General features: G+C 72.5%; 23 protein-coding genes. 5 read left to right on the top strand and 18 right to left on the bottom strand.

Features of this window, described 5'->3' with window-relative positions; genetic code table 11:
- Nucleotides 1–118 precede the first annotated feature (118 nt).
- Complete coding sequence (locus ABUW04_RS33730; protein ID WP_030247991.1) at nucleotides 119–1132, bottom strand: LacI family DNA-binding transcriptional regulator; 1014 nt, start codon at nucleotides 1130–1132, stop codon at nucleotides 119–121.
- A 76-nt stretch (nucleotides 1133–1208) separates the two neighbouring features.
- On the bottom strand, nucleotides 1209–2009 hold the full coding sequence (locus ABUW04_RS33735; RefSeq protein WP_380568262.1) for a hypothetical protein: 801 nt from the start codon (nucleotides 2007–2009) through the stop codon (nucleotides 1209–1211).
- 428 nt (nucleotides 2010–2437) lie between these two features.
- Between ABUW04_RS33735 and ABUW04_RS33740 the strand changes: the two genes are divergently transcribed.
- Complete coding sequence (locus ABUW04_RS33740) at nucleotides 2438–4201, top strand: hypothetical protein (RefSeq protein ID WP_380568263.1); 1764 nt, start codon at nucleotides 2438–2440, stop codon at nucleotides 4199–4201.
- Between the two features lie 36 nt (nucleotides 4202–4237).
- Here ABUW04_RS33740 and ABUW04_RS33745 read toward each other — a convergent pair whose 3' ends face one another.
- The 3 genes from ABUW04_RS33745 to ABUW04_RS33755 all read right to left on the bottom strand — a co-directional run bounded on the left by ABUW04_RS33745 (nucleotide 4238) and on the right by ABUW04_RS33755 (nucleotide 6144).
- A complete protein-coding gene (locus ABUW04_RS33745; protein ID WP_232241958.1) occupies nucleotides 4238–4843 on the bottom strand; it encodes a GTP-binding protein in 606 nt (201 codons plus the stop codon).
- 78 nt (nucleotides 4844–4921) lie between these two features.
- The gene (locus ABUW04_RS33750) at nucleotides 4922–5653 is read right to left on the bottom strand and encodes a bestrophin-like domain (protein WP_380568264.1); all 732 of its coding nucleotides are present in this window, start codon (nucleotides 5651–5653) and stop codon (nucleotides 4922–4924) included.
- Nucleotides 5650–6144: a hypothetical protein gene (locus ABUW04_RS33755; protein WP_380568265.1), complete on the bottom strand. Its 495-nt coding sequence runs from the start codon at nucleotides 6142–6144 to the stop codon at nucleotides 5650–5652. Before ABUW04_RS33755 ends, ABUW04_RS33750 begins: the two co-directional genes overlap by 4 nt.
- Before the next feature lie 227 nt (nucleotides 6145–6371).
- Between ABUW04_RS33755 and ABUW04_RS33760 the strand changes: the two genes are divergently transcribed.
- A complete protein-coding gene (locus tag ABUW04_RS33760; RefSeq protein WP_380568266.1) occupies nucleotides 6372–8207 on the top strand; it encodes a flavin monoamine oxidase family protein in 1836 nt (611 codons plus the stop codon).
- A 139-nt stretch (nucleotides 8208–8346) separates the two neighbouring features.
- Here ABUW04_RS33760 and ABUW04_RS33765 read toward each other — a convergent pair whose 3' ends face one another.
- The 4 genes from ABUW04_RS33765 to ABUW04_RS33780 form a co-directional block, all read right to left on the bottom strand.
- The gene (locus ABUW04_RS33765; RefSeq protein WP_380568267.1) at nucleotides 8347–8928 is read right to left on the bottom strand and encodes a DUF742 domain-containing protein; all 582 of its coding nucleotides are present in this window, start codon (nucleotides 8926–8928) and stop codon (nucleotides 8347–8349) included.
- An 8-nt stretch (nucleotides 8929–8936) separates the two neighbouring features.
- Entirely contained in the window at nucleotides 8937–9353 is a 417-nt protein-coding gene (locus ABUW04_RS33770; RefSeq protein ID WP_030248008.1) for a roadblock/LC7 domain-containing protein, read from the bottom strand.
- Nucleotides 9350–11986: a sensor histidine kinase gene (locus ABUW04_RS33775; RefSeq protein ID WP_380568268.1), complete on the bottom strand. Its 2637-nt coding sequence runs from the start codon at nucleotides 11984–11986 to the stop codon at nucleotides 9350–9352. The genes ABUW04_RS33770 and ABUW04_RS33775 overlap by 4 nt, the downstream gene beginning before the upstream one ends.
- 220 nt (nucleotides 11987–12206) lie before the next feature.
- On the bottom strand, nucleotides 12207–13172 hold the full coding sequence (locus ABUW04_RS33780) for an alpha/beta fold hydrolase (protein ID WP_380568269.1): 966 nt from the start codon (nucleotides 13170–13172) through the stop codon (nucleotides 12207–12209).
- Between the two features lie 233 nt (nucleotides 13173–13405).
- Between ABUW04_RS33780 and ABUW04_RS33785 the strand changes: the two genes are divergently transcribed.
- The gene (locus tag ABUW04_RS33785) at nucleotides 13406–15244 is read left to right on the top strand and encodes an AMP-dependent synthetase/ligase (protein WP_380568270.1); all 1839 of its coding nucleotides are present in this window, start codon (nucleotides 13406–13408) and stop codon (nucleotides 15242–15244) included.
- Here the strand turns inward: ABUW04_RS33785 and ABUW04_RS33790 are convergent.
- From ABUW04_RS33790 to ABUW04_RS33810, 5 genes are all read right to left on the bottom strand, one after another.
- Nucleotides 15223–15651 carry a glyoxalase gene (locus ABUW04_RS33790; RefSeq protein WP_380568271.1) on the bottom strand — a complete coding sequence of 143 codons (429 nt, stop codon included), beginning with the start codon at nucleotides 15649–15651 and terminating at the stop codon, nucleotides 15223–15225. The genes ABUW04_RS33785 and ABUW04_RS33790 overlap by 22 nt on opposite strands.
- A gap of 20 nt (nucleotides 15652–15671) precedes the next feature.
- On the bottom strand, nucleotides 15672–16484 hold the full coding sequence (locus ABUW04_RS33795; RefSeq protein WP_030248019.1) for an SGNH/GDSL hydrolase family protein: 813 nt from the start codon (nucleotides 16482–16484) through the stop codon (nucleotides 15672–15674).
- Between the two features lie 146 nt (nucleotides 16485–16630).
- Nucleotides 16631–17047 (bottom strand): secondary thiamine-phosphate synthase enzyme YjbQ, encoded by a 417-nt coding sequence (locus ABUW04_RS33800; protein WP_380568272.1) that lies wholly within the window; start codon nucleotides 17045–17047, stop codon nucleotides 16631–16633.
- 30 nt (nucleotides 17048–17077) lie between these two features.
- On the bottom strand, nucleotides 17078–18160 hold the full coding sequence (locus tag ABUW04_RS33805) for a M48 family metalloprotease (protein ID WP_380568273.1): 1083 nt from the start codon (nucleotides 18158–18160) through the stop codon (nucleotides 17078–17080).
- Nucleotides 18157–18591 (bottom strand): BlaI/MecI/CopY family transcriptional regulator, encoded by a 435-nt coding sequence (locus ABUW04_RS33810; RefSeq protein WP_051724717.1) that lies wholly within the window; start codon nucleotides 18589–18591, stop codon nucleotides 18157–18159. Before ABUW04_RS33810 ends, ABUW04_RS33805 begins: the two co-directional genes overlap by 4 nt.
- A gap of 128 nt (nucleotides 18592–18719) precedes the next feature.
- Between ABUW04_RS33810 and ABUW04_RS33815 the strand changes: the two genes are divergently transcribed.
- Complete coding sequence (locus ABUW04_RS33815; RefSeq protein ID WP_030248027.1) at nucleotides 18720–19376, top strand: DedA family protein; 657 nt, start codon at nucleotides 18720–18722, stop codon at nucleotides 19374–19376.
- Nucleotides 19373–20002 carry a phosphatase PAP2 family protein gene (locus tag ABUW04_RS33820; RefSeq protein ID WP_380568274.1) on the top strand — a complete coding sequence of 210 codons (630 nt, stop codon included), beginning with the start codon at nucleotides 19373–19375 and terminating at the stop codon, nucleotides 20000–20002. Before ABUW04_RS33815 ends, ABUW04_RS33820 begins: the two co-directional genes overlap by 4 nt.
- A gap of 78 nt (nucleotides 20003–20080) precedes the next feature.
- Here ABUW04_RS33820 and ABUW04_RS33825 read toward each other — a convergent pair whose 3' ends face one another.
- The 4 genes from ABUW04_RS33825 to ABUW04_RS33840 all read right to left on the bottom strand — a co-directional run bounded on the left by ABUW04_RS33825 (nucleotide 20081) and on the right by ABUW04_RS33840 (nucleotide 23527).
- Entirely contained in the window at nucleotides 20081–20719 is a 639-nt protein-coding gene (locus ABUW04_RS33825; RefSeq protein ID WP_030248036.1) for an MBL fold metallo-hydrolase, read from the bottom strand.
- Nucleotides 20720–20874: 155 nt separating this feature from the next.
- Nucleotides 20875–21516, bottom strand: a complete 642-nt coding sequence (locus tag ABUW04_RS33830; protein WP_380568275.1) for a class I SAM-dependent methyltransferase — start codon at nucleotides 21514–21516, stop codon at nucleotides 20875–20877.
- Nucleotides 21517–21758: 242 nt separating this feature from the next.
- On the bottom strand, nucleotides 21759–22100 hold the full coding sequence (locus ABUW04_RS33835) for a P-II family nitrogen regulator (RefSeq protein ID WP_030248040.1): 342 nt from the start codon (nucleotides 22098–22100) through the stop codon (nucleotides 21759–21761).
- On the bottom strand, nucleotides 22097–23527 hold the full coding sequence (locus ABUW04_RS33840) for an ammonium transporter (protein WP_030248043.1): 1431 nt from the start codon (nucleotides 23525–23527) through the stop codon (nucleotides 22097–22099). The genes ABUW04_RS33835 and ABUW04_RS33840 overlap by 4 nt, the downstream gene beginning before the upstream one ends.
- Nucleotides 23528–23545 lie beyond the last annotated feature (18 nt).

The following is a 23545-nucleotide window of genomic DNA, read 5'->3' on the forward strand; positions in this document are numbered from 1 at the left end:
CACAATATGTCGACCAAAGATTGCAAGATTTCGACATGGTAACGAGAGGGCATGACAAAGGGGTCGGACGATTACCGTCCGACCCCTTGACAGTGCGCTGCGTGCGGATCCGGCCGCGCTAGCCCCGGCCGCCCACCGGCCCGGTGGAGCCGCGGACCACCAGCTCCGGCTCGAAGAGCAGCTCGTCGTGGGTGACCCTGGCCCCGGCGATCTCGCTGGCCAGCAGGTCCACCGCCGCCCTGCCCATCGCCTCGATCGGCTGCCTGATGGTGGTCAGCGGCGGGTCGGTGCAGGTCATGAAGGAGGAGTCGTCGTAGCCGACGACCGAGACGTCGCCGGGGACGGTGAGCCCGGCCCGGCGCACCGCGCGCACCGCGCCCAGCGCGATCGGGTCGCTGGCGCAGATGATGCCGGTGACCCCGCGGGCCACCAGCCGTCCCGCCGCGACCTGGCCGCCCTCCAGCGAGAACAGCGCGTGCTCGATGTGCTCGTCCGGCAGCTCCACGCCGGCCCGCTCGGCGGCGATCCGGGCCGCGGCGAGCTTGCGCCGGGAGGGCACGTGGTCCGGCGTGGCCAGCACCAGGCCGATCTTCCGGTGGCCCAGCGAGACCAGGTGCCCCATCGCCTGCTCCACCGCCACCGCGTCGTCGCAGGAGACCTGCGGGAAGCCGAGCCCGTCTATGGCCGCGTTGAGCAGCACCGTGGGCAGGCCGCGCTGGGCCAGCCGCTCGTAGTGCTCGTGCGGGGAGTCCGCCTGCGCGTAGAGGCCGCCGAAGAAGACCACTCCGGACACGTGCTGCTGCAGCAGCAGTTCGACGTAGTCGGCCTCGGACACCCCGCCGGCGGTCTGGGTGCACAGCACCGGGGTGAACCCCTGCTGGGCCAGCGCCCCGCCGACCACCTCGGCGAAGGCCGGGAAGATCGGGTTCTGCAGCTCCGGCAGCACCAGGCCGACCAGCCGGGAGCGCTCCCCGCGGAGCTGCGTCGGCCGTTCGTACCCGAGCACGTCGAGTGCGGTCAGCACCGCCGTCCTGGTGTTCTCGGAGACGCCGGGCTTGTCATTGAGGACGCGGCTGACCGTCGCCTCGCTGACCCCGACTTTCTTCGCCACTTCAGCAAGTCGTCGTGTCATGCCCGCAAGTGTATGTCATGATGCGCAAGCTGCTTACTATTTCTTGCAACCTGGTGACAAGAAAACTGACCCGGACTCAGCCGACCTGCACGGCCTGGGTCGCGCGAGCCGGCGTGCACGCCGCCAGCAGCGGAGCGGGCCAGGCGGTCAGCACCCCGGAGCTCAGTTCGACGAAGACGCAGCCGTCCTCGGGATCGGAGATAGCAGTGACGACGGTACTGCTCTTCGGGCTCGCGGAGACCTCCGTCCGCTGAAATGCCGTGTTCGGCGGCGCCTTGGCGGCGGACAGCAGACCGGGCAGATCCGCCTGCCGCGCCGCCGCGGTACCGGACAGCAGGGCCAGCCGGCCCGCCAGGACCTCGGCCTTCCCGGCCGACAGGTACAGCGCGGCCGCCACCGGCGGGCAGTCCGTCGAACTCCGCACGGCCGCGGCCGGAGCACCCGTCCAGCTGTAGGCGTAGCAGTGCCGCACCGTCGTGGTCCGGTGTCCGCTCAGCGCTCCGCGCACGGACGTACCGGTGATCCGCACGGTCAGGGCGACCTGGCCGGGGGCCGGACCGTAGCGGGCGTCCAGCAGTTGGCCGCCGACCCGGCGCACCGCGCCGGCGTACGCCGCCTCGCCCACCGGCACCGCCCCGGGGGAGCCGGCCGCGGGTATCCCGCGGAGTGCCAGCAGCAGTGTGGACGCCCGGTAGTCCGCGGCGGCCTCGGCCTGGGCGCGCCCGCGCCCGGAGCCGATCCAGCCGGCGAACTGACCCACCGCCACCAGCGCCAGCAGGCTGCAGAGCAGCAGCAGCAGGCCGAGGCCGTACCGCCAGCGGAACCGGGGACGCGGAAGACGGCCGTGGGCGTCCGGCTGCATGGCGAGTCCGGCCACGGCTGTCTCCCCCTCCCCTCGCCCACCTCTGCCGGACAGACTCCCAGATGTGCCAGTCCGGTGAAGAACAATTGTGAGCCCTGTCGAGCAGGTTTACGGACGAACGGCCGCGGTCGCGCGGGCGCAGGCCGCTCACCGCCCCGAACGGCGCCGGCTCCCCGGGAGTTCGGTCCGGCGCGGCCGGGGAATCCGGCCCGTGGCACCGGCCGGACTACGCCGATGGGCGGAGCACCAGGGTACTGGTTCCGGGCGAGGCGAAGCCCGCACCCGGCCCCGGCGCAGCCGGCCGTGCCCGGGCGCACCGAGCGGCGCACCGGTGACTTTCGCACCAGGTGTTCACCCGAGTCGCGCCCCGGGTCTTACCCCGGTCCACTAGCTTGGCCTCGACGACCGAGTCATTTGACCGAACTTGGGGACCTTCTCTCAGTATGTCCGTTCCTTCCACGGCTCTGACCAGCCGTCGCTTCACGGTCCTGCGCCAGCGCCCGGAGTCCGGGCAGGAGCGTCCCTCGTACCTGCACCGGACGCTGAGCCTGCTCGCCGTGCTCTCCCTGTTCCAGGGCATGGCCGACGCGATCCGTTCGCACGCCCTCGCCAACCACAAGGTGCTGGTGCTGCTGCTGGTGCTGTACGCGTCGATGGTGCTGCTGGCCGTGCTGGCGCTGACGGTGCGCCGGCAGCGGGCGCTGGTCCGGGTGGACCTGGCGGTGCTGCTGGCCGGCTTCCTGCGCTTCGCCGCGATCTTCGTGGGGTCGGTCGGTTCCAGCCAGCGGCCGTACCAGGACGACGAGGGGCCGCTGGTCACCCTCGCGGCCCGGGCCCTGGCCGCCGGCGGCCACGTCTACGGACGGCACTGGCCGCACTTCGCCCAGCAGTTCGGGGTGGGCACCACCCCGCTGATGAACGGCCGGTTCGCGGACACCTTCAGCTACCCGCCGCTCAGCGCCCTGCTGGCCGCGCCCTTCGTCAGCTCTCTGCCCTCCTGGGTGCCCCTGCTCGGCCTGTTCGCCTTCGCCGCGCTGAGCGCGACCGCGCTGTTCATGTTCCGGACCCTGCCGGTGCAGCTGCGCCCCGCCGCCACCCTGGTCTGCTTCGGCATGAGCTGGTACTTCTTCTACGTCAGGAACGGCTACCCGGTCTTCCTGGCGCTGCCTTTCCTCGCCGTCGCCGTGCACCGGTGGACCCGTACCGGGGCCGGCGGGGTGCTGGGCCGGCGGGGCGTGCTCTCCGCGCTGTGCCTGGGCATCGCCGCCTCCGCCCACCAGCTCGGCTGGTTCCTGGCGCCGTTCCTGCTCCTCGGGATCCTGCTGGCCCGGCGTGGCGAACTGCCCTGGCGCGGCGCGCTGCTGGTGACCGGACGCTGGGCGGCCATCGCCCTCGGCACCTTCCTGCTGGTCAACCTGCCCTTCATGATCCGGGACGGCGGCGCCTGGGTCAGCGGGATCGGCAGCGTGCTCACCCAGCACGCCACCCCGCAGGGGCTGGGCGCGATCGACATCAGCTACTACCTGACCTCCGGCTCCGGCAACCTGGCGATGTACTCCTACGCCGCCGCGCTGCTGCTGGCCGCGACCCTGGTCGCGCTGCTGGTGTACCCCCGGCGGCTGGCCCCGGCCCTGGCCCTGCTCCCCTGGCCCGCCTTCCTGTTGGCGCCGCGCTCCCCCGAGACCTACTTCGTGCTGCTGGCCCCGCTGTGGCTGATCGCCTTCGCCAGCTGCCCGCAGGAGGACTACCAGGGGCTCCGGCAGTGGCGGCCCCGGCTGCTCGCCGACCGCCGCCTCCGGGTGGCGCTGCCCGCCCTGCTCGCCGTCCCGGCGCTGCTCTGCCTGGCGGTCGCGGTCGCCTCGCCGGTCCCGCTGAGGATGGACATCTCCGCGGTACGGACCACGACCGCCGCCGGCAAGGGCTCGTCGGCCGTCACCGCACTGACCGTCAGACTGACGAACACCTCGGACGCGGTGCTCACCCCGCAGTTCGCCTCCAGCAGCAGCGCCTGGACCAGCTTCGACTGGAGGGTGGAGTCCGGCCCGTCGATGCTGGCCCCCGGGGGCTCCGGCAGCTACCGGCTGATCCGCCGCGGCAACCCGTCGGGCGGCAGCGGCTCGACCTACCTGCGGGTGTTCACCGACGACCCGCAGACCCTCACCAGCGCCGTGATCCCGACTGCGGGCGCATCCGCCGCGAAGCCGTGAGCCGGGACGGTGCCGCCGCTCGCCGGCGGCGGCGCCTCACTCGCCGGGACGGACAGCGGGCACCGGGCTCGCGGCGCTCAGGGCGAGTTCGACGACGGAGACCAGCACCGCCTTGGCCGAGTCCCGCACCCGGGCGTCGCACTGCACCAGCGGGATCTCCGCGCCGAGGTCGAGCGCCGCGCGCACCTGCTCCAGCGGGTAGGGGCGCGCGCCCTCGAAGCAGTTGACGGCCACCACGAAGGGGATGCCGCGCCGCTCGAAGTAGTCCACCGAGGGGAAGCACTCGTCCAGCCGCCGGGTGTCGGCCAGCACGACCGCACCCAGCGCGCCCACCGCGAGCTCGTCCCAGACGAACCAGAAGCGGTCCTGGCCCGGGGTGCCGAACAGGTAGACGGCCAGGCCCTCGCGGATGTCGATCCGGCCGAAGTCCATCGCCACGGTGGTGGTGGTCTTCGCCTCCACGCCCTCGGTCCGGTCCACCGGCCGTCCGGCCTCGCTCAGTTGCTCCTCGGTGCGCAGCGGACGGATCTCGCTGACCGCGCCGACCAGCGTGGTCTTGCCCACCCCGAACCCGCCGGCCACAAGGATCTTGAGCGCCACGGGGGCGGCGGCAGCGCCGTTGCGGCGGGATATCGGGTCCACCCGCGAGATCCTAGCGGGATTGCGCGGAGCGGGGGAGGCGGGGCGGCACCGCTGGTCGGCGACGGTTTCGGATCCCTGCTAGCCCGCCGACAGTTGGGCGAAGCGGGCCAGGCTCTGGGTGTAGGCGACCGGGGTCACATGGACCGGGCCGGTGTACGGGTGGGTCATGTGCAGCACCAGGTAGATGCCGAAGCCGACCACCGCGCCGACCAGTCCCAGGGCGATCGACTCGCGCAGGTGGAAGGTCAGTCCGGCGATCGGTGCGTACAGCAGCACCAGCAGTCCGGCGCCGATCAGCGCCGGGTAGAGCGGGGCCGGCAGCGAGGCCTGGGTGTCGGCCAACCGGATCTGACGGGTGGTGTAGACGCTGGCCAGGTCGGTCAACTCCTGGGCCCTGCTGGGGTTGGTGGCCGGCAGCGCCTCGACGTGGGCCCGCACCGCGTCCAGGTCGCTCCAGGTGGCCGGATCGGCGTCGCCGTGCGACATGGTGGCCCACTCGCCGTCGATGACCGAGGTGACGTACCTGGTCAGCAGCGGGCGGGTGGTCGTGTCGGCGTCGGTGTAGGCGGCGTTGAGGGCCCGGGACTCGTCGAAGGTGTGCCCGCGGGCGGTGTTGATGTTGGACCAGGAGCCGGCGATCAGAAAGGCGGCCACCAGGATGAACGAGGACAGAGAGGCCGAGCCCAGGAAGCTGAGCGCGCCGCCTGAGAAGGTCCCCTCCCTGGACCGCGCGGTGCGGCCGAAGGCCGCCAGCACCCCGACCGCCGCGAGCGTGCCGAGCAGGACGAAGAGAATGAAACCGAGGATCAACGGTGCCTCCCGACAGCGTGGTTGATGAAGCTGGCACCGGCCGCGATCAGCGCCGGAAGGGTCACCGCGACCAGGATGAACGCCGCCTCCGGGGACCCGTTGGTGGCCGGGGCCGCGGTGTCGGTGATGATGCGCGGCGGCGCGGTGGTGGTGTGCACCTGGGCGTGCGGCGTGGGGGTGGGCAGCACAGCGAGCGGGTGCGGCGGCGGGGTCGGACGCGGCGTCGGCTTCGGTGCCGGGTGGTGGTGCACCACCACGACCGGCGCCGGATGGTGCACCGGGCGCGGCGTGGGATGCGGCGTCGGGTGCGGGTGCGGCGTCGGCGTCGGACGCGGCGCGGGCGGCGTGCTGCAGTGCGGGAACGGCGGGAAGGACGGGAAGCTGGGGAACGACGTCGGCGGCGCACCGCCGACGGGCGGCTTCGGCGGCGCGGGCACGGGTGGTGGTGGCGGGACGGTGCACTGCCGGTGATGGTGGTGGGACGGAGCCATGCGCAAGGATTGCCCGACGGCGCTGCGCTGCATGGGGCAGATCCGGCAAACCCACCCATGAGGATGAATACCTCTCAAACATCTGATTCAGCAGGGGTGGTGGCGACACCGCCGGAGGACTCGACGCCGAACGAGTGAATCGGCCGTTCGCGGCCGAACCGTGCAGAGACTGGACCCGGGGCCATCCCACGGCCCCTGACCGGCAGTTCAGCACCCCAGGAGTCCCCATGCCAGCTTTCCTCCGCCGAACCGGCCCCACCCCCGTCCCCAACGCCCGTACCACGATGGGACGCAGGACCGTCCTGGGCACCGGAGCGGCCGCCGCGCTCTTCGGCGCGACCGGCTTCGCACCGGCCCCGTCCCGGCCGGAGACGGGAACTGACCCGGCGTCATATCCGGGCGGGGCCGACCCCGAGGTCAGCCGGGACCTGGCCCGCAAGATGCTGCTGGTCGGCGACAACGGGGAGGACCTCAAGCTGGAGTACCTGAAGATCCTCATCGACGGGCAGCTGCCGCCCCGTTCCCCGCGCAAGAAGGTGCTGGTGGTCGGCGCCGGAGTGGCCGGGCTGACGGTCGCCGGGCTGCTGAAGCGGGCCGGGCACGAGGTGGTGGTGATCGAGGCCAACGGCAACCGGGTGGGCGGCCGGGTCAAGACCTTCCGCGGCGTCTTCACCGACCCCGCCCTGCACGCCGAGGCCGGGGCCATGCGACTGCCCGACTTCCATCCGCTGGTCCTCGCCCTGGCCGACCAACTCAAGCTGAAGCGGCGGCTGTTCTACAACGCCGACGTCGCCCCCGGCGCCGAGCCCACCGGCAGCACACCGCCGGTGGTGTACCAGTCCTTCACCGGCATGCAGTGGCGCAACGGTCCGGACGCACCCGGCTTCACCGCTCCGGCGGCCACCAACCGCACCCTGATCCGGGTCAACGGCAGCACGACCACTCGGTCCCGCTACGCGAGCGCCCCGGCCGCGGTGAACGCCACCTTCGGCGTGGACAGCACGCAGACCACCACCGCCGCGGTGAACCAGGTGCTGGCGCCGGTGACCGTCCCCGGCGGCCCGATCGCCGACCAGATCGACGGCTGGTCCAAGCTGCTGCAGAAGTACGACGGCTACTCCACCCACCGCTTCCTGGTGGAGGAGGCCGGCTGGTCCCTGGACCAGATCCAGGCCGCGGGCACCCTGGAGAACCTCACCTCGCGGCTGCACTACTCGCTGATCCCCACCCTGATGGACCACGCCGCCATCTCCCCCACCGGCCGCTACTGGGAGCTCACCGGCGGCACCGCCACCCTCACCGACGCGCTGGCCGAGCCGCTGCGCAACGACCTGCGGATGGGTCGCCGGATGACCCGGCTGGTCCAGACCGCCGGCGGGGTACGGGTGGAGACCACCGCCGAGACCGGGTCCGAGTCCGGCTTCACCGGCCGGCCGGTGGCCCCGACCGAGACCTTCGAGGGTGACTACGCGATCGTCACCATCCCCTTCAGCGCCCTGCGCTTCTGCCAGGTCGAACCGCTGATGTCCTACCCCAAGCGGCGCGCGGTCAACGAGCTGCACTACGACTCGGCGACCAAGGTGCTGCTGGAGTTCAGGACCCGCTTCTGGGAGCAGGGGGCCGGCGGCTTCACCGGCGGCGGGTGCGTCTCCGACAGCCCCAGCCGCTTCAGCTACTTCCCCTCGCACGCACCCGACGGCTCCAAGGGCGGCGTGGTCCTGGCCGCGTACACCTGGTCGGACGACGCGATGCGGTGGGACTCACTGACCGACGGCGAGCGGTACGCGTTCGCGCTGAACGACCTGGAGGCGCTGTTCGGCCCGGTGGTGCGGCGGGAGTTCACCGGTACCGGCGCGACCCAGTCCTGGGCCCGGGCCCGCTACGCGCTGGGCGAGGCGGTCGTCTTCACCCCCGGCCAGCTGCACGAGCTGCATGCGGCGGGGCGCACGGTCGAGGGACGGGTGCATTTCGCGGGCGAGCACACCAGTCTGAAGCCCGCGTGGATCGAGGGCGCACTGGAATCCGCTGTGCGGACCTTCCTTGAGGTGCACGGGCGGCCGTAGGGGGTGGCTTGTCGCGCAGTTCCCCGCGCCCCTGGGTAGGTGCAACTTACCCACCGTGGATGAGTTGCAGCCCCCAGGGGCGCGGGGAACTGCGCGACGAGCCAGCTACGGCCCGCACCCGACGATCCGTCAGAACCCGCTACAACGCCCGCAGCCCCTGAATGACCTCGCGGAGCACACTCACATCCGGCAACAACGCCGCAGGCACCGGCCGGCTCACCCGGATCAGTTCCGCGTCCAGCAGGTCTCCCAGCAGGATCCGGGCCACGCCCAGCGGCAGATCGGTCTCCGCGGCGATCTCCGCCACCGACAGCGGAGCGGACCGGACCAGCTCCAGGATCTGCTGGTGCTCCGGGTCGTCCGCGCCCTCCGCCCCGTCCGGGTCGGCAAGGCCGTCCCGGTCCGCGGCGACCACCTGGGCGATCACGTCGAACGCGGCGCCCTCGGCGTGCCGGGTCCGGCCCCGGGTCAGCGTGTACGGGCGGACCAGCTGCGACAGTTCGGCGTCGTCGTCCCAGTCCTCCTCGGCCGGCTGGCCGTCCCGCAGCGAGCCGTCGTCCTCGTGCCTGCCGCCCTCGTGCCTGCCGTCCTCACCGCCGCCGTCCTGATGGGGAGCGCCGTCCTGTTCGGCACCCTCCTCCTCCGGTACTCCGTCGTTCTCCCAGGAGCTGTCGCCCCAGGCCCTCCTGCCCCGTCCGCCAGGGCCCCCCGTATTCCGCACGATGCCACTCACCGCCCCGTGGGCAGGCCCGCCCGGGGCTCGCTGCCGAGGTGCTCGCCGACCCGTTTGACCAGCAGCGCCATCTCGTAGGCGACCAGGCCGACATCGGCCTCGGCCTCGCTGAGAACCGCCATGCAGCTGCCGTCCCCGGCGGCGGTGACGAAGAGGAAGGCGTGGTCCAGCTCGATCATGGTCTGTCTGACGCCGCCGGCCTTGAAGTGTCTGCTGGCGCCCTTGGCCAGGCTGTGGAACCCGGAGGCGACGGCGGCCAGGTGCTCGGCGTCCTCGCGGGTCAGCCCCGAGGAGGCCCCGGTGGCCAGACCGTCGCTGGACAGCACGACCGCGTGCCGGACCTCGGGGACACGGCGCACCAGATCGTCGAGCAACCAGTTGAGGTCGCCGGAGTTCGTGGTCGGTACGGTCATCGGGAGGGTCCTTCCGCTGAGGGTTCGGGGGCTGCGTCCGCGCGGGCGGCGTGCGGATCGTCGGCTGGGAGCGCCTGGCCCTGTTCGGCGCCGACCCGACCGCGGCCCCGGCTGAGGCCGCGCTGGAACGAGGAGAAGGTGGCCCGTACCTCCTCGGGGGAACGCTCGCGCACCGCGGGCTGCGCCGGCCCGCCCGGATCGGTGTGCTCGGCGTGCTCCGCACCGGACTCCTGGGCGGCGACCCGCAGTTGCGGGGCCAGGCTGGCCTGCCGCACCCGGCGCGGCAGCAGCGGCGCCGGATCGGACACCGGCGCCTCGCGCACGGATGCCTCGCGCACAGGCACCTCGCGCACCGGCGCCTCCCGCAGCGACGCGTCCCGCGCCGCCAGGTAGGAGTCGGCACGGCTGGACACCGGACGCCGCTTGGGCAGGGCCGCCAGGCCCTGCTCCTCCCCCGAGACCTCCAGGACCTCCGGGACCGCGGCCGGGAACGGCGCCGCGTGCCGGGGCCCGCTCCTCCTGCGCTGCGGTCCGGGCTCCCCCGGCGTCCCGGCCCCGCCGGGCCGCCCGTCCTCGCCCGCCCCGGTGCCGCCGCCGGTGCCCGTCGGCAGCTCCCGGCGCGTCCGCGACCGGGTCACCTGCAGCGAGGCGGTCTGCAACTGGTTGGCCGGCAAAGGGTGTTCGGCCGTCGCCTCGGACTCCTCCACCGGGGCGTCGCCGCCCCGCGAGGGCACCTCGGTGATCAGCTCACGCGGCAGCAGCACCACCGCGGTCGTCCCCCCGTACGGGGACCGCCGCAGCGACACCTTCACCCCGTGACGGGCACTCAGCCTGCTGATGACGAACAGTCCGAGCCGGTCGGTGTCGCTGAGGTCGAAGTCGCCGCCGGTGGCGAGCCGCTCGTTGGCCGCCGCCATCGCCTCCTCGCCCATGCCGAGACCGCGGTCGTCGATCTCCAGGACGAAGCCGTTGGCGACCTCCTCGCCCTGGACCCTGACCTGGGTGTGCGGCGGGGAGAACACCGCGGCGTTCTCGACCAGTTCAGCGATCATGTGCACGATGTCGGACACCGCCCCGCCGACCACGGCGACCTGCGGCATCCGGTGCACCCGCACCCTGGCGTAGTCCTCGACCTCGCCCACCGCGGCCCGCACCACGTCCAGGATCCGCACCGGGCGGCGCCAGTTGCGGCCGGGCGCCGACCCGGAGAGGATGATCAGGCCCTCGGCGTGGCGGCGCATCCGGGTGGTGAGGTGGTCGAGCCGGAACAGGTCCTCCAGCTCGTCCGGGTCGTCGGCGCGGCGCTCCATCTCGTCCAGCAGGGTGAGCTGACGGTGCAGCAGGGCCTGGCTGCGCCGGGCCAGGTTGACGAAGACCGCGGCGACGCCGCGGCGCAGGTCGGCCTGCTCGACCGCGGCCTCGACGGCCGCCCGCTGCACCGCGTTGAAGGCCCGGCCGACCTGGGCGATCTCGTCGTTGCCGCTGGGCCGCACGGTCACCTGGGGCACCTCGGCGGCGAGGTCGACCCGTTCGCCGCCGCGCAGTCTGCGCATCACCTCGGGCAGCCGGACCCCGGCCAGGTCGAAGGCGTCGTCCCGGAGCCCGACCAGTTCGCGGACCAGGCCGCGGCCGATCCGCAGCGACAGCACCAGCGTCAGCACCACCGCGAGCAGTCCGATCAGGCCGACCGCGACGGCGCGCCAGATCACGCCCATGGCGTACGACCTGGCCCGGTTGCCGGCCAGGGTGGCCGACTGGGTGTCCAGCTGGGACAGCTGGCTGAGCGCCGTGCCGTAGCTGGCCACCCAGGCGGCGCCGTCGATCAGCTTGGGCGCCTGCTGGGCGTCCAGCGTGCTCACCGCGGCCTCCAGGCTGTTCACCCGGGTGTAGATCTCACCGGTGGTGAAGTCCTGGAAGAGCGTCTGCTCCTGGTCCGGCAACTGCGGTACGTGCACCTGGAACAGCAGCCGTTCGCCATCGCTGACGGTGAGGAACTGCTGGTACTCGCCGGAGCTGAAGAAGCCGGTCGCCCGGGCGCCGTACATCAGCGCGTCCTCCTCCGAGAGGTACTCGCGGGCACGCACCAGCTCGATCAGGTTCCCGGCCTCCCGGGTCAGGTCTCCGGCCTGGAAGTTGCTCATCGCCAGCCGCAGGTTGAAGAAGGGGTCCTGGGCGCCGGTGTACCAGGTGAAGGTCTCGTCCCAGTCCTCCTTGTGCCCGGAGACCTGGGCGCGCTCCATCGTCAGGCCGCCGATCTGTGCCTGGATTCCCTGCAGCGCCAGCTTCTGAGCACCGGTCAGATCGTCGAGCCGCCCGCCGTCGGTGGCGTGCTCCTGGAACACCGCGACCTGCTGGTCGGTGGCCGCCTCCGCCTTCTGCAGCGCGGCGCGGTCGCCCTTGCCGGCGGCCGCGGCGACATAGGCGACCGCCGCCCTGCGCTCGTCCTGCAGCGCGCGGGAGAGGTCGTCGGCGGGTGTGCCGAACCAGCGGTAGTCCGAACTCACCTGGACCAGGCCCCATACCTGGTCGACGCTGGTGGCCGTGGTCCAGGTCCAGACGCCGGTCAGCGAGACCAGCGGGACCAGGAGCAGCGCGACGATCTTCGCGCGGATCGACCTGCTGCGAATGCGCATGGACTCCTCCGGACCGACCGCAGGAGGTGCACGCGGAGGCGGACGCGACTGGACGGCATGGATGAGGGACGGTGGTGGCAGGGATGGCGCTGTGTCGGCGAGAGCCTACTACCAGTGGGCGCGTCAGTTCGAGCTTCGCTCACTTACGGCTTTCCCGGCCCACGGTCGCGTTCTCCGGCCCGCGTCCGGCCCGCGGCAACGGCCCGCTGTCCGGGCCCGGTCAGTGCGCGAGCGCCCCGGCGCAGAGCCTCCGCAGCGGGCCGATGACCGCCTCGGGCCGCTCCATCAGCAGCATGTGGCCGCAGCCCGGCTCGATCTCCAGCCGCGCCTCCGGCAGTTCCTCCAGCAGCCGACGGCTGTGCGCGACCGGGGTGAGCCGGTCCAGCGAGCCGACCACGATCTCCACCGGCGTCCCCCGCAACGCGCCCAGCGCGCCCGCCTTGTCATGGAGCATCAGCGCCGGGAACCAGTCGGCGACCGCGGCCATCGGACAGGCGTGGATCATGCGCGCCCCGGCGACCACGGCCTCGCGGGCCGCCCTGGGGCCGTAGAGGTAGCGCTTGACCAGGTACGGGTTGAGCCGCCCGTCCGGGCCGGGCAGCCGGGTGCGGATCCGCTCGGAGCGCTCGGCGGTGCGCGAGCAGTAGCCGAAGAAGGCGGACTCGACGTGGCCCAGCGCCCGCAGCCGCAGCGGCGCACCGCGGCGGCCCCGCGGGTCCAGCTGCCCGGCGGAGGTACTGGTCAGCAGCACCCCGGCCACCCGCTCGGCGAAGAGTTCGGGACGGGCCGCGGCCAGCGCCATCACCGTCATCCCGCCCATGGAGTGGCCGCCGAGCACCAGCGGACCGCTCGGCGCGGTCTCCGCTATCACCCGGTCCAGGTCCTCGCCGAGCAGGTCGATGCTCCAGGGCCGGGCGCTGCCGCCGGTGGAGCCGCCGTGGCCGCGCTGGTCGTAGCGGACCACCCGTACCGTCCCGTTGGCCGACAGTTCCTGGGCGTGCCGCTCCCAGGCGCCGGCGTCCAGGGTCCAGCCGTGGGCCAGCACCAGGGTGACCGGGGCGTCCTCGGGGCCGTCGGTCCGGACCGCGAGCGAGGCCCCGTCCGCGGTGGTCACCGTGCGCAGAGCGGTGGTAGAAGTGGCGGCGGGAACGGCCGGGACGCCTGGGACGCCTGGGACGGCGGACATGAACGGCCTCCGATGAGGGGAGAGCTGAACTTACTGACTGGTAAGTTATGTCCGGCCCCGACGCCCCGTCAACGGGTGTGCACGACCTGACCCGATCCACGCGTGCACATCACGTGGAGATCGGTGGGGATCGGTGGAGATCGACTGCGGACCCCTGGCCAGAGGTTTTACCTTCGGGTAACTTTCCGGCACAGACCGGCGCAGAAACGGCGCCGCCGACGGAGAGAGCAAGTGTGCGCGAGTTCTCGGTTCCCGCCCTCACGGAACCGCCGACCCACGGCGGCCTCGCCGAGTCCGTCTTCGCGACCGCCGTCGCGGACCCCGGTCTGGCCGCCCTCTCCCGGCGCACCGAGGACGGCGGCTGGCAGACCGTCACCGCCGCCGAGTTCCGCGACGAGGTCGTGGCCATCGCCAAGGGCCTGCTGCACCAGGGCGTCCGCTTCGGCGACCGGGTCGCCCTGATGTCCAGGACCCGGTACGAGTGGACGGTGCTGGACTACGCGCTGTGGACCATCGGCGCCCAGCCGGTCCCGGTCTACCCCACCTCCTCCGCCGAGCAGGTGCGCTGGATCCTCGCCGACTCCAAGGCGGTGGCCTGCGTCGTCGAGCACGAGGACCACGCGATGACGGTGGGCTCGGTGGTCGAGGGCCTGCCGGAGCTGCGCAGCATCTGGCAGTTGGACGCCGGGGCGCTGCGGGCGCTGGCCCTGGCCGGCCGCAGCGTCCCCGACGACCTGCTGGACCGGCACCGGCAGGCGGTCACCCCGGAGTCCACCGCGACCGTCATCTACACCTCCGGGACCACCGGACGGCCCAAGGGCTGCGTGCTGACCCACGCCAACTTCGCGGCCGAGACCGACAACATCGTGGCCCGGTACCACGACGTCTTCCAGAACAAGGCCAGCGAGCAGCCGGCCACCGTGCTGTTCCTGCCGCTGGCCCATGTCTTCGGCCGGATGGTGCAGGTCGCGGCGCTGCGCGCGGGGGTGCAGCTGTCGCACGAACCCAGCCTGGCACCGGCCGACCTGATGCCGGCGCTGGAGTCGGCCCGGCCGACCTTCGTCCTCGCCGTGCCGTACATCTTCGAGAAGCTGATGCAGCGGGCCCGCGAGGCGGCGGAGGAGGCCGGGAAGCTCGCACCGTTCGAGAAGGCCGTGGACGCCGCGGTGCGCTACGCCGCGGCGGTGGAGCGGCACGCCTTCGGCGACGGCCCAGGACCGAGCGCGGCCCAGCGGGTGCAGCACCAGGTCTACGACCGGCTGGTCTACAGCAAGGTGCGGGCCGTGCTGGGCGGCCGGGTGCGGCACGCCATGTCCGGCGGCTCGGCGATGAACCGGGAGCTGGGACTGTTCTTCGCCGGCGCGGGGATCACCGTCTACGAGGGCTACGGCCTCACCGAGTGCACCGCGGCGGCCACCGCCAACCCGCCGGACAAGCCGCGCTTCGGCACGGTCGGGCACCCCGTCCCGGGCACCACGGTGCGGATCGCCGAGGACGGCGAGGTGTGGATCAGCGGCGGCCAGGTGTTCCAGGGATACCTGGACGACCCGGAGGCCAGCGGACTGACCCTGCGTCAGGGCTGGCTCGCCACCGGGGACCTGGGCCATCTGGACGAGGACGGCTACCTCACCATCACCGGCCGCAAGAAGGAGATCATCGTCACCAGCAGCGGCAAGAGCGTCGCCCCCACCGTGCTGGAGGACCGGGTGCGGTCCCACCCCCTGGTGGCGCACTGCATGCTGGTCGGCGACAACCGCCCCTACATCGGCGCGCTGCTGGTGCTGGACGCCGAGGCGCTGCTGCGCTGGCAGCGGCAGCGCGGCAAGCCGGACCAGTCCCCGGCGACCGCGGCCCGGCACGACCCGGACCTCCAGGCCGAACTGCAGCGCAGCGTGGCCATGGCCAACACCGCCGTCTCCCGTGCCGAGTCCATCCGCGCCTACCGGGTCCTCCCCGGCGAGTTCACCGAGGACCGCGGGCTGCTGACACCGTCCCTGAAGATCCGCCGCCGCGCCGTCGCCAAGACCTACTCCGACGACATCGACGCCCTCTACGCCTCCTCCCCGGCCTGATCCTCCTCCCGGTACACCACCTCGACCTCGAACCCCTGCCCGTCCACCAGGTGCACGGCCCGCCCGGTGTCGACCCGCTGCGTCCAGCCCTCGGCCAGCGCCGCCGCCAGCACCGGCCCGCGCTCGCCGCGCAGCGCCAGGTGGTTGATGCCGGCGCGCATGCGGTCGTGCCCGCCGGCGCGCAGCGCGGGCGACTGCTCGATGACCAGGTAGCTGCCGTCACCGCCCCGCCAGCTGCGGCCGTGCTCCCAGTGCTGGAACGGCGCGCAGCCGAGTGCCAGCAGGACAGGGCCCCACTGGCGCTCGGCTGCGGCGAGGTCGTCCACCCACAGCTCGACGTGGTGGACGAAGGACGGACCCTTAGGGTCCTCGTTGGTGCGGTCGTCGTTGGTGCGGTCGTCGTTCATGACGACCATGGTCCGACGGATCAGCCCGCGGCGGAGGTGAAGCCGGGGAGGTAGCCGCCGGACTGGCCGGCTGCGGTCGGGTGGTAGGACTCGTCGATCGGCAGGGTGGTGCTGTGCAGCCAGGAGTCGCTGGAGCAGATCTCGTGGCCGGTGAAGGCCCCGCGGACGTCCACGAAGGTGAAGCCGGCGTTGGCGGCGCGCTTGGCGATCACGCTGTCCAGCTCGTCGGCCGCGCCGTTGATGGCGTTGCGGGAGGTGTCGCTGATGCCGAACAGGCAGGTCCCGGGGACCTGGTAGAGGTGCGGGTAGTCCAGCACCACCACATGGGCGTTGGGCGCGTGCGCGCTGATCGCCGCGTAGGTGGCGTCGAGCTTGGCGGCGAGCGGCCCGTTGATGTAGGTCTCGGCGGTGGACACGGCGGACAGGCAGGAGCTGGTCCCGTCCAGCACGCAGGTCTCCATGGTGCTGGAGAAGCCGGCGTCGTTGCCGCCGATGCTGATGCTGACCAGTCCGGTCGAGCTGCTGAGCGTGGAGAGCTGGCTGCTCAGCACGTCCGCCGTGGTCGCGCCGGAGCAGGCCACGAAGGAGAACGAGGACGGGCTGTGGGCGGCCTGCCACAGGTAGGGGTAGGACTTGGTGCTGCGCTCGCAGTCGCCGCTGGAGCTGATGTAGCTGCCGGCGCCGACGCCGCTGGAGTACGAGTCCCCCAGGGCGACGTAGCCGGGCTCGGACGCGTGGGCCGGCGCGGCGGCCAGCCCGGCGCCGGCCAGGCCGAGGGTGGTGAGGAGGGTCAGGGTCGCGGTGCGGAGCGAGCGTGCGCTGGGTGAGCGCATGGGGCCTCCACGGCAGATGGGTGGCACACGGGGTGACGTGCGTCACGCACATTTATACCGACGGGTAACCCGTTTCCATAGTGTCCATGCCATGAAATTCTGACGTGTCGTCACCCATTTGGTCACTCGTGTAGCCACCCGCCCCATCAGCCCATGAAGGACAGCCGGACGGTGCGCCGGGGGTTGTCGCCGTTGGTGTCGACGAGCACCACCGACTGCCAGGTGCCGAGCGCGATCCGCCCGTCGACCACCGGCAGGGTGGCGTGCGGGGCGACCAGCCCCGGCAGCACGTGGTCCCGGCCGTGCCCGGGGCTGCCGTGGCGGTGCCGCCAGCGGTCGTCGGCGGGCAGCAGCTCGCGCAGCGCGGCCAGCAGGTCGTGGTCGCTCCCGGCGCCGGTCTCGATCACGGCGACGCCCGCGGTGGCGTGCGGGACGAAGACATTGAGCAGGCCGTCGCGGCCCGCGGCCGCCTCGCGCAGGAACTCGTCGCAGCGGTCGGTGATGTCCACCGCGGCCTCGCGGCTGCCGGTGGTGAGCTCGAACGTCAGCGTGGTGAAGGACATGCGCCCATCTTCGCCCACCGGGGCGCGCGGCTACCGTGCGCCGTCCCGGACCCCGTCCACCGCCCCGTCCACCGCCTTGTCGACCGCCCCGTGAACCGCTCCGTCCCGGGTCCCGCCCGCTGCCCTGTCGCCGGCCTCGTGGGCGCCGTGCGGCCCGTGCCACCAGGGCGCCGACTGCGCCGCCTCGACCTGCTCGTGCAGATCGCTCGCCGCGTCCAGGGTGGTGCCCAGCGACAGCCCGAGCGCACCGGCCAGCACCGCGGCGGCCAGCAGCGAGGCCCGGCGCCGACGCGGCGCGGCCCGGCACTCCAGCATCGCGGCGACCCGGCGCGGCACCGGTCCGGCCGCCATCCGCAGCGCACCCGCGCCAGCCCCCGCCAGCGCCGCCCGGCCGACCGCCCGGGCCACCAGCCGCCGGTCGGCGACCCGCTCGGCGGCCGACTCGTCGGCCCAGCGCTCCAGGCTGTACGCGGCGCCGTCGCGCAGCGGACGCAGCAGCGGGTGCAGCGCCACGGCCAGGTCGGCGAGCAGCAGGAAGCGGTGGTGACGACCGGTCAGATGGGCCCGCTCGTGCGCCAGCAGCACCTCGCGCTCGTCGGCGGGGAGCGCCTCGATCATGCCCGCGGTGACCACGATCCGGTCCCGCCCGCCCCGGAACAGCCCGCCGGGCAGGGCATAGGCGTCCGGCAGCCGGTCCGGCAGCACGATCAGGTCACCGGCCCCGGCGCCCGCGTGGAGCGCGACCAGCAACCTGGCCTCGGCGTGCTCCGCCCGGTGCCGGCGCAGCACCCGCAGCGCCCGCACCGCCAGCACGACCAGCACCAGCGCCGCGGCCGCGCCGACCGGCACCACCGCCCCCGGGGCGAGATGCCGGGCGACCGGCAGGTCGAGGTGGCCCACCGCGGCGACGAACGGCAGGTGCAGCAGCGCCGCCACGCTCAGCAGGGCGAGCGCCGCGGCCCCCGCGGCGGACAGCCCGGCCGCGGTCGCGGTGAGCAGCCAGGCGGCGGCCCTGGGCGGCAGCAGATCGGGCAGGGCCCCCATGGAGGGCAGCGCGAGCAGCGGCGCGAGCAGCAGCGGCAGCAGCAGCGGCGCCCAGACGCTGACGGTCACGACCGACCACCCCCGTCGACCGGCCCCGACCCGTTCCGGCCGGCCTCCGGCCCGTCCTGGCCCGCCTCCCGGCTGAGCAGGGCGCGCAGCACCTGCTCGTCGTCCTCGCTCAGCCCGGAGACGAAGCGGGCCAGCACGGTGGGGCGGTCCGCCTCCTTCTCCAGTTCGGAGCGCATCCGCCGGGCGGCGAGCCCGGGCGCGTCCTGTGCCTCCTGCGCCGGCGCGTAGGCGAAGGCACGCCCGACACGCGTGCGGACCACCACTCCCTTGTCGAAGAGCCGGGTGAGAATGGTGTTCACCGTGGTCCGGGCGAGGTCACCACCGATGGCACGCTGAATGTCGCCGGGCGTCAGCGCCCGCTCCCCGGCCCAGAGCACGGCGAGGACGCTCGCCTCCAGCTCGCCGGGGTGGCGACGCTGCGGTCCGATCATCGTCAAGGACTTCCGCCTCCCACAGGCCTACCGCGGCTATCCACTACAGTGGCACTGAACGTCTACACACATGTAGACGATAGCGCCCGGACTCGAACAGTGTCCCCCATCGCAGGAGTGTGACGTCCATGGCCCCGGATCCGACGGCCCTGATCAATCTGGCGGTGAACCCGCTGGACGCGAACTCGCTGCTCGCCTCCTTCGGGGCGATCGGCATCGCCGTCGTCCTGTTCGCCGAGACCGGACTGCTGGTCGGCTTCTTCCTGCCCGGCGACTCGCTGCTGTTCACGGCCGGGCTGCTCTGCACCACCAGCAAGAACGGCGTCCACCTCAACCTGGCCGAGGTCCTGGTCGCCGCCGTGGTCGGCGCGCTGGTCGGGGCCCAGGTCGGCTATGTGATCGGGGCCAAGGGCGGAAAGGCGCTGCTGGCCCGCAGCAGCAACAAGCACCTGCAGCGGGGCGCGGTCCGGGCCGAGGAGATCCTGGCCAAGTACGGGTATGCCAAGGCGATCGTGCTGGCCCGCTTCATCCCGGTGGTCCGCACCGTGCTGAACCCGATGGCCGGCGCACTGAACGTGCCGGTCCGCACCTTCACCCTGTGGCAGGTCGTCGGCGGCCTGCTGTGGAGCGTCGGGGTCACCATGGCCGGCTACGGCCTCGGCAACACCATCCCCAGCATCGACAAGTACCTGCTGCCGATCATCGCCCTGATCGTCGTGGTCTCGCTGATCCCGATCGCCCTGGAGCTGCTGCGCAGCCGCCGGGACGCCAAGGCGGCTCAGTGATCCAGCACTCCCCCGTACAGCTCGCCGCGCTCGACGGCGCCTCCATCGACGGCAGCCTCTACCACTGGTTCATCACCCGGGCCGCCAACGCCCCGCACTGGTTCGACGACCTGGTCTCCTGGTACGCCAGCTACGGCCTCGGCCTGTTCGCGCTGATGATGGTCTGGTGCTGGTGGCAGGCGCGCAGCTCGCGCGACTCGGTGGCGATGGCCATGGCGCTGGCCGTCCCGGTCGCGGTGGTCCTGGCGTACGTCGTCAACGACATCGTCAAGAGCGTCTTCGACGAGGCCAGGCCCTGCCAGGTGATCACCTCCCCGGCGACCGTCCAGCCCTGCCCCGGGGTCGGCGACTGGTCCTTCCCCAGCAACCACTCGGCCATCGCGGCGGCCGCGGCGGCCGCGATCTGGCTGATCAGCCGCAGGCTCGGGATCATCGCGACGCTGGCCGCGCTGGTGATGGGCTTCTCCCGGATCTGGGTCGGCGCCCACTACCCGCACGACGTGCTGGTGGGCCTCGTCGTCGGAGCGGTCGTCGCGGTACCGGTGGTGCTGGCGGCCCGGCGCTACGGTCCGCCGCTGGTGGTCCGGCTGAAGTCGGGCTTCCTGCGCCCGCTGCTGACCGCCTAGGTCGGGATCCCGGCCCTGGCCCGACGCGGGCTGCCCCGCGTCGGGCCTGCCCCGCGTAGGGCCCGGGCCCGGCCCGGTTCAGTGCAGTTCGACACCCTGGCCCGGCGCCAGCCGCTCGTAGCCGGCGTCCTCGACCAGGAGCCCGATGAAGCGCTCCACCCCGGCCAGCCCCAGCGGGCTCAGCAGCACGTCGTGCAGGGCGAAGGCGCGCTCGGCGCCGACCGCCCTGGCGTAGTCGGCGACCTCGCCGGTCTTGGACCAGGGCGCGTGCACCGGCAGCAGCAGCGTCGGAATGGGCCGATCGGGTACGGTCAGCGCGTCCCCGGGGTGGAACACCTTGCCGTCGACGGCGAAACCGACGTTGCCGACCCGTGGGATGTCGGGGTGGATCAGCGCGTGCCACTCGCCGTGCACCTCCACCTCGAAGCCGGCCGCGGTGAAGGCGTCGCCGTGCCCGACCCGGTGCACCCGCCCCACTCCCAGGCCGGTCAGCTGCTCGGCCACGGCGCCGTTGGTCCAGATCTCCAGCGCCGGGTTGGCCTCGGCGGCGGCCCGGAGCCGGGACTCCTCGAAGTGGTCGAAGTGCTCATGGGTGATCAGGACGGCGTCGGCGCCGTCCAGGGCCTCGGCCTCGGAGTAGACACCGGGGTCGAGCACCAGGGTCCGGCCGTCCCGCTCCAGCCGGACGCAGGAGTGGGACATCTTGGTGAGGCGCATGGCTCTCCTCGTCGTCTGTCGCTGCCACTGGGTGATCAGTCCATCCTGCACCCGTCCGGGGCGGCGCACCTCAGCCGCGGAGGGCCGGACGGCGGAGTGGGCGGCGGCATCGGCGGCGGTACGGGCGGGGACGCCGGAAGGTGTGTCAGCTCCCGTTACGGACGGAGCCTGCCCACCATCACGAACTCGTTGTACTTGAAGGTCCGTCCGGCCGCGCGCGGCAGCGGGAAGGAGTAGGCCCGGACCACCTCGACCCCGGCCGTCTCGGCGTGGTCGCGCAGCCCGTCCAGGTCGACGAAGCGCACATGGGTGGCGTCGCTGGCGTAGCCGGCCTCCTGCGGGGTGATCAGCACCACCTTGCCGCCGGGCCGCACCGAGGGCAGGTAGGTCGTCAGCAGGTCCTCGGCGACGTCCTGGTCCAGGTGCTCCAGCACATGGGCGCAGAGCAGGCTGTCGAAGCGCCCGGGTTCGCCGTCCTCCGAGGCGTTGAACTCCTCGGGGGTGTAGGCGTTGAGTCCGCGGGCCCGGGCGGTCGCCACCGAGTGCTCGTTGTGGTCCACGCCCACGCTGTCCGGCGAGCAGTTCTGCAGATTGCGCCCGAGGCCGCACCCCACGTCCAGCACCCGTCCGAGACCCAGCCGCCGGATGTTCCACCGATAGGGCGCCTGGGTGGGCAGCAACCGCTTGATGCCGGAACCTTCGAGGGTCGCCAGTCGCTCGGTGTACTCGGGGAGTGCCGTCGGCGCGCCGTCGTCGTCGGACGCGTCGTGGGAAGAGTGCTGTACCAGCTTGTCCATAAAGGGTGACACCTTCGCGTATGGAGCCTGTGGACCTCTAGCCGAAAGCTTAAAGCCCGCCGGGATATAGCTGTGTCCGCGCCAGCAGCCCGGCATGAGCGCCGAGAGTAGCGTGTCTTGGTCAAGACGGCGAACAGTGCCCCGGCCGAACGGACAGGGCCCCGACCTGCACGGGTGAACTACCCCTGATTCCAGGGTGAACACTCCTCGGTCGGGGCCCGCCGCCTCCGCCTGCGGTCGCGCTACAGCGCGGCCTCCCCGCGCTCCTTGGTGCGGATCCTGACGATGGTGTCGACCGGCAGGACCCATACTGCGCCACCGGTGCCCCCGGCGGCGACGGTGATGACCTGGACCACGTCCACGGCGTCCAGGTCGGTGGTGACGATGTCCATCCGCACGGCGGGCCGCAGGGCGATCTGCCGGCGTACTCCCCGGTAGACCTCGAACCTGGGAGTTCCCTGTACTCGTCCGAGTGGTGGAGCCATCACGGTGCTGACGGTGATCCCGGGGATACCCAGGGTCCGCAGCGCCTGCTGCACCTGTTCGAAGCCGGCCGTCGGGAGGACGGCCGTGATCAGTTTCACGGTTCAGCGGCTGGTTCGGCGCTCTTGGCCGATGCCGGGGACTCCGTCGGCGGCGGGCCGGTGCTGGCGGCGCCGGCGCCCACGGCCGCCAGGCCCTCCTCGCTCGGGTACGCCTCCTCGTCGTGGGCCGCGAGGTCGCCGAGCTCCAACACCTCGTCCGGGGAACGGAGTCTGACGAACAGTCCGATCACCTTGAGGATCACGAAGGTCATCAGGCCGTCCCAGACGATGATCGTCCCGGCCGCCCCGGCCTGCAGCGCCAGCTGCTTGGGGTGGCCGTGGAAGAGACCGGAGACGGAGACGGCGCTGCCGTCCTTGTTGTAGTAGATGGCCATCGCCGGATCCGCGAACAGGCCGACCAGCAGCCCGCCGACCAGTCCGGCCACACCGTGGGTGTGCACCACGCCCAGGGCGTCGTCCACCCGGCTCATGAACTTCAGCTTGGCCAGCTTGTTCCAGGACAGCCAGACCAGGACCGAGGCGATCAGCCCGACCAGGATCGCGCCGGTGCCGGTGACGAAACCGGCCGCCGGGGTGATCGAGACCAGGCCGACGATCATGCCGTTGACCGCGCCCAGGAAGGTGGGCTTGCGCTGCGCGCCGGCGAACATGTCCAGCAGCACCCAGGCGAGCAGGGCGACCGCAGTGGCCAGATTGGTGTTCAGCACGGCCGCCGCCGCGTTCTGGCCGCCGAAGTACATGTCGCCGCCGTTGAAGCCGTTCCAGCCGAGCCACAGGAAGCCCGCACCGCAGGCCACCAGCGGCAGGTTGTTGGGCACGGCCCTGGCTCTGTCTCTGGCCAGCCTCGGTCCCACGACCGCGGCTGCCACGAAGCCCGAGGTCCCGGCGGCGAGGTGGATCACATAGCCGCCGGAGTAGTCCAGCGCGCCCATCTGCGCCCACCAGCCGCCGCCCCAGAGCAGGAAGGCGTTGACCGAGTAGACGATCCCGGACCAGAGCAGCACGAAGAGCAGCCAGGCCCTGAAGTTCATCCGGCCGATGACGCTGCCGAGGAACAGCAGCGGGGTGATCGCCGCGAAGGCGAACTGGAAGTAGGCCAGGGTGGACTGCGGGAAGCGGAAGGCGGGCATCAGACCGGCCCCGCTGACCAGCGGGATGTTGGCCTGGCCGATCTCCGCCTTGGCCCCGGTGATGGTCCCGGGCTTGCCCACGGCGGCGCGCAGGATGCCCGGGCCCATGTGCAGCGGGCTGCCGAAGCTCATCTTGAACTCGTAGAGCACCCAGGCGACCAGCACGATGGAGAACGCGCTGAACGCCATGAGCATGGTGTTGACGGCCCATTTGCGTTGGACCAGGCCGCCGTAGAGGATCGCGATACCGGGAATGCTCATCAGGCCGACCAGCGTCGCGGCCACCAACTGCCACGTGTTGTCACCCGAGTTGAGCCAACTTGGATAGGGAATCACTGCGCAGTGCCTCCCGTC

The organism is Streptacidiphilus jeojiensis (genome assembly GCF_042510965.1).
GTDB classification, from domain to species: Bacteria; Actinomycetota; Actinomycetes; order Streptomycetales; family Streptomycetaceae; genus Streptacidiphilus; species Streptacidiphilus jeojiensis.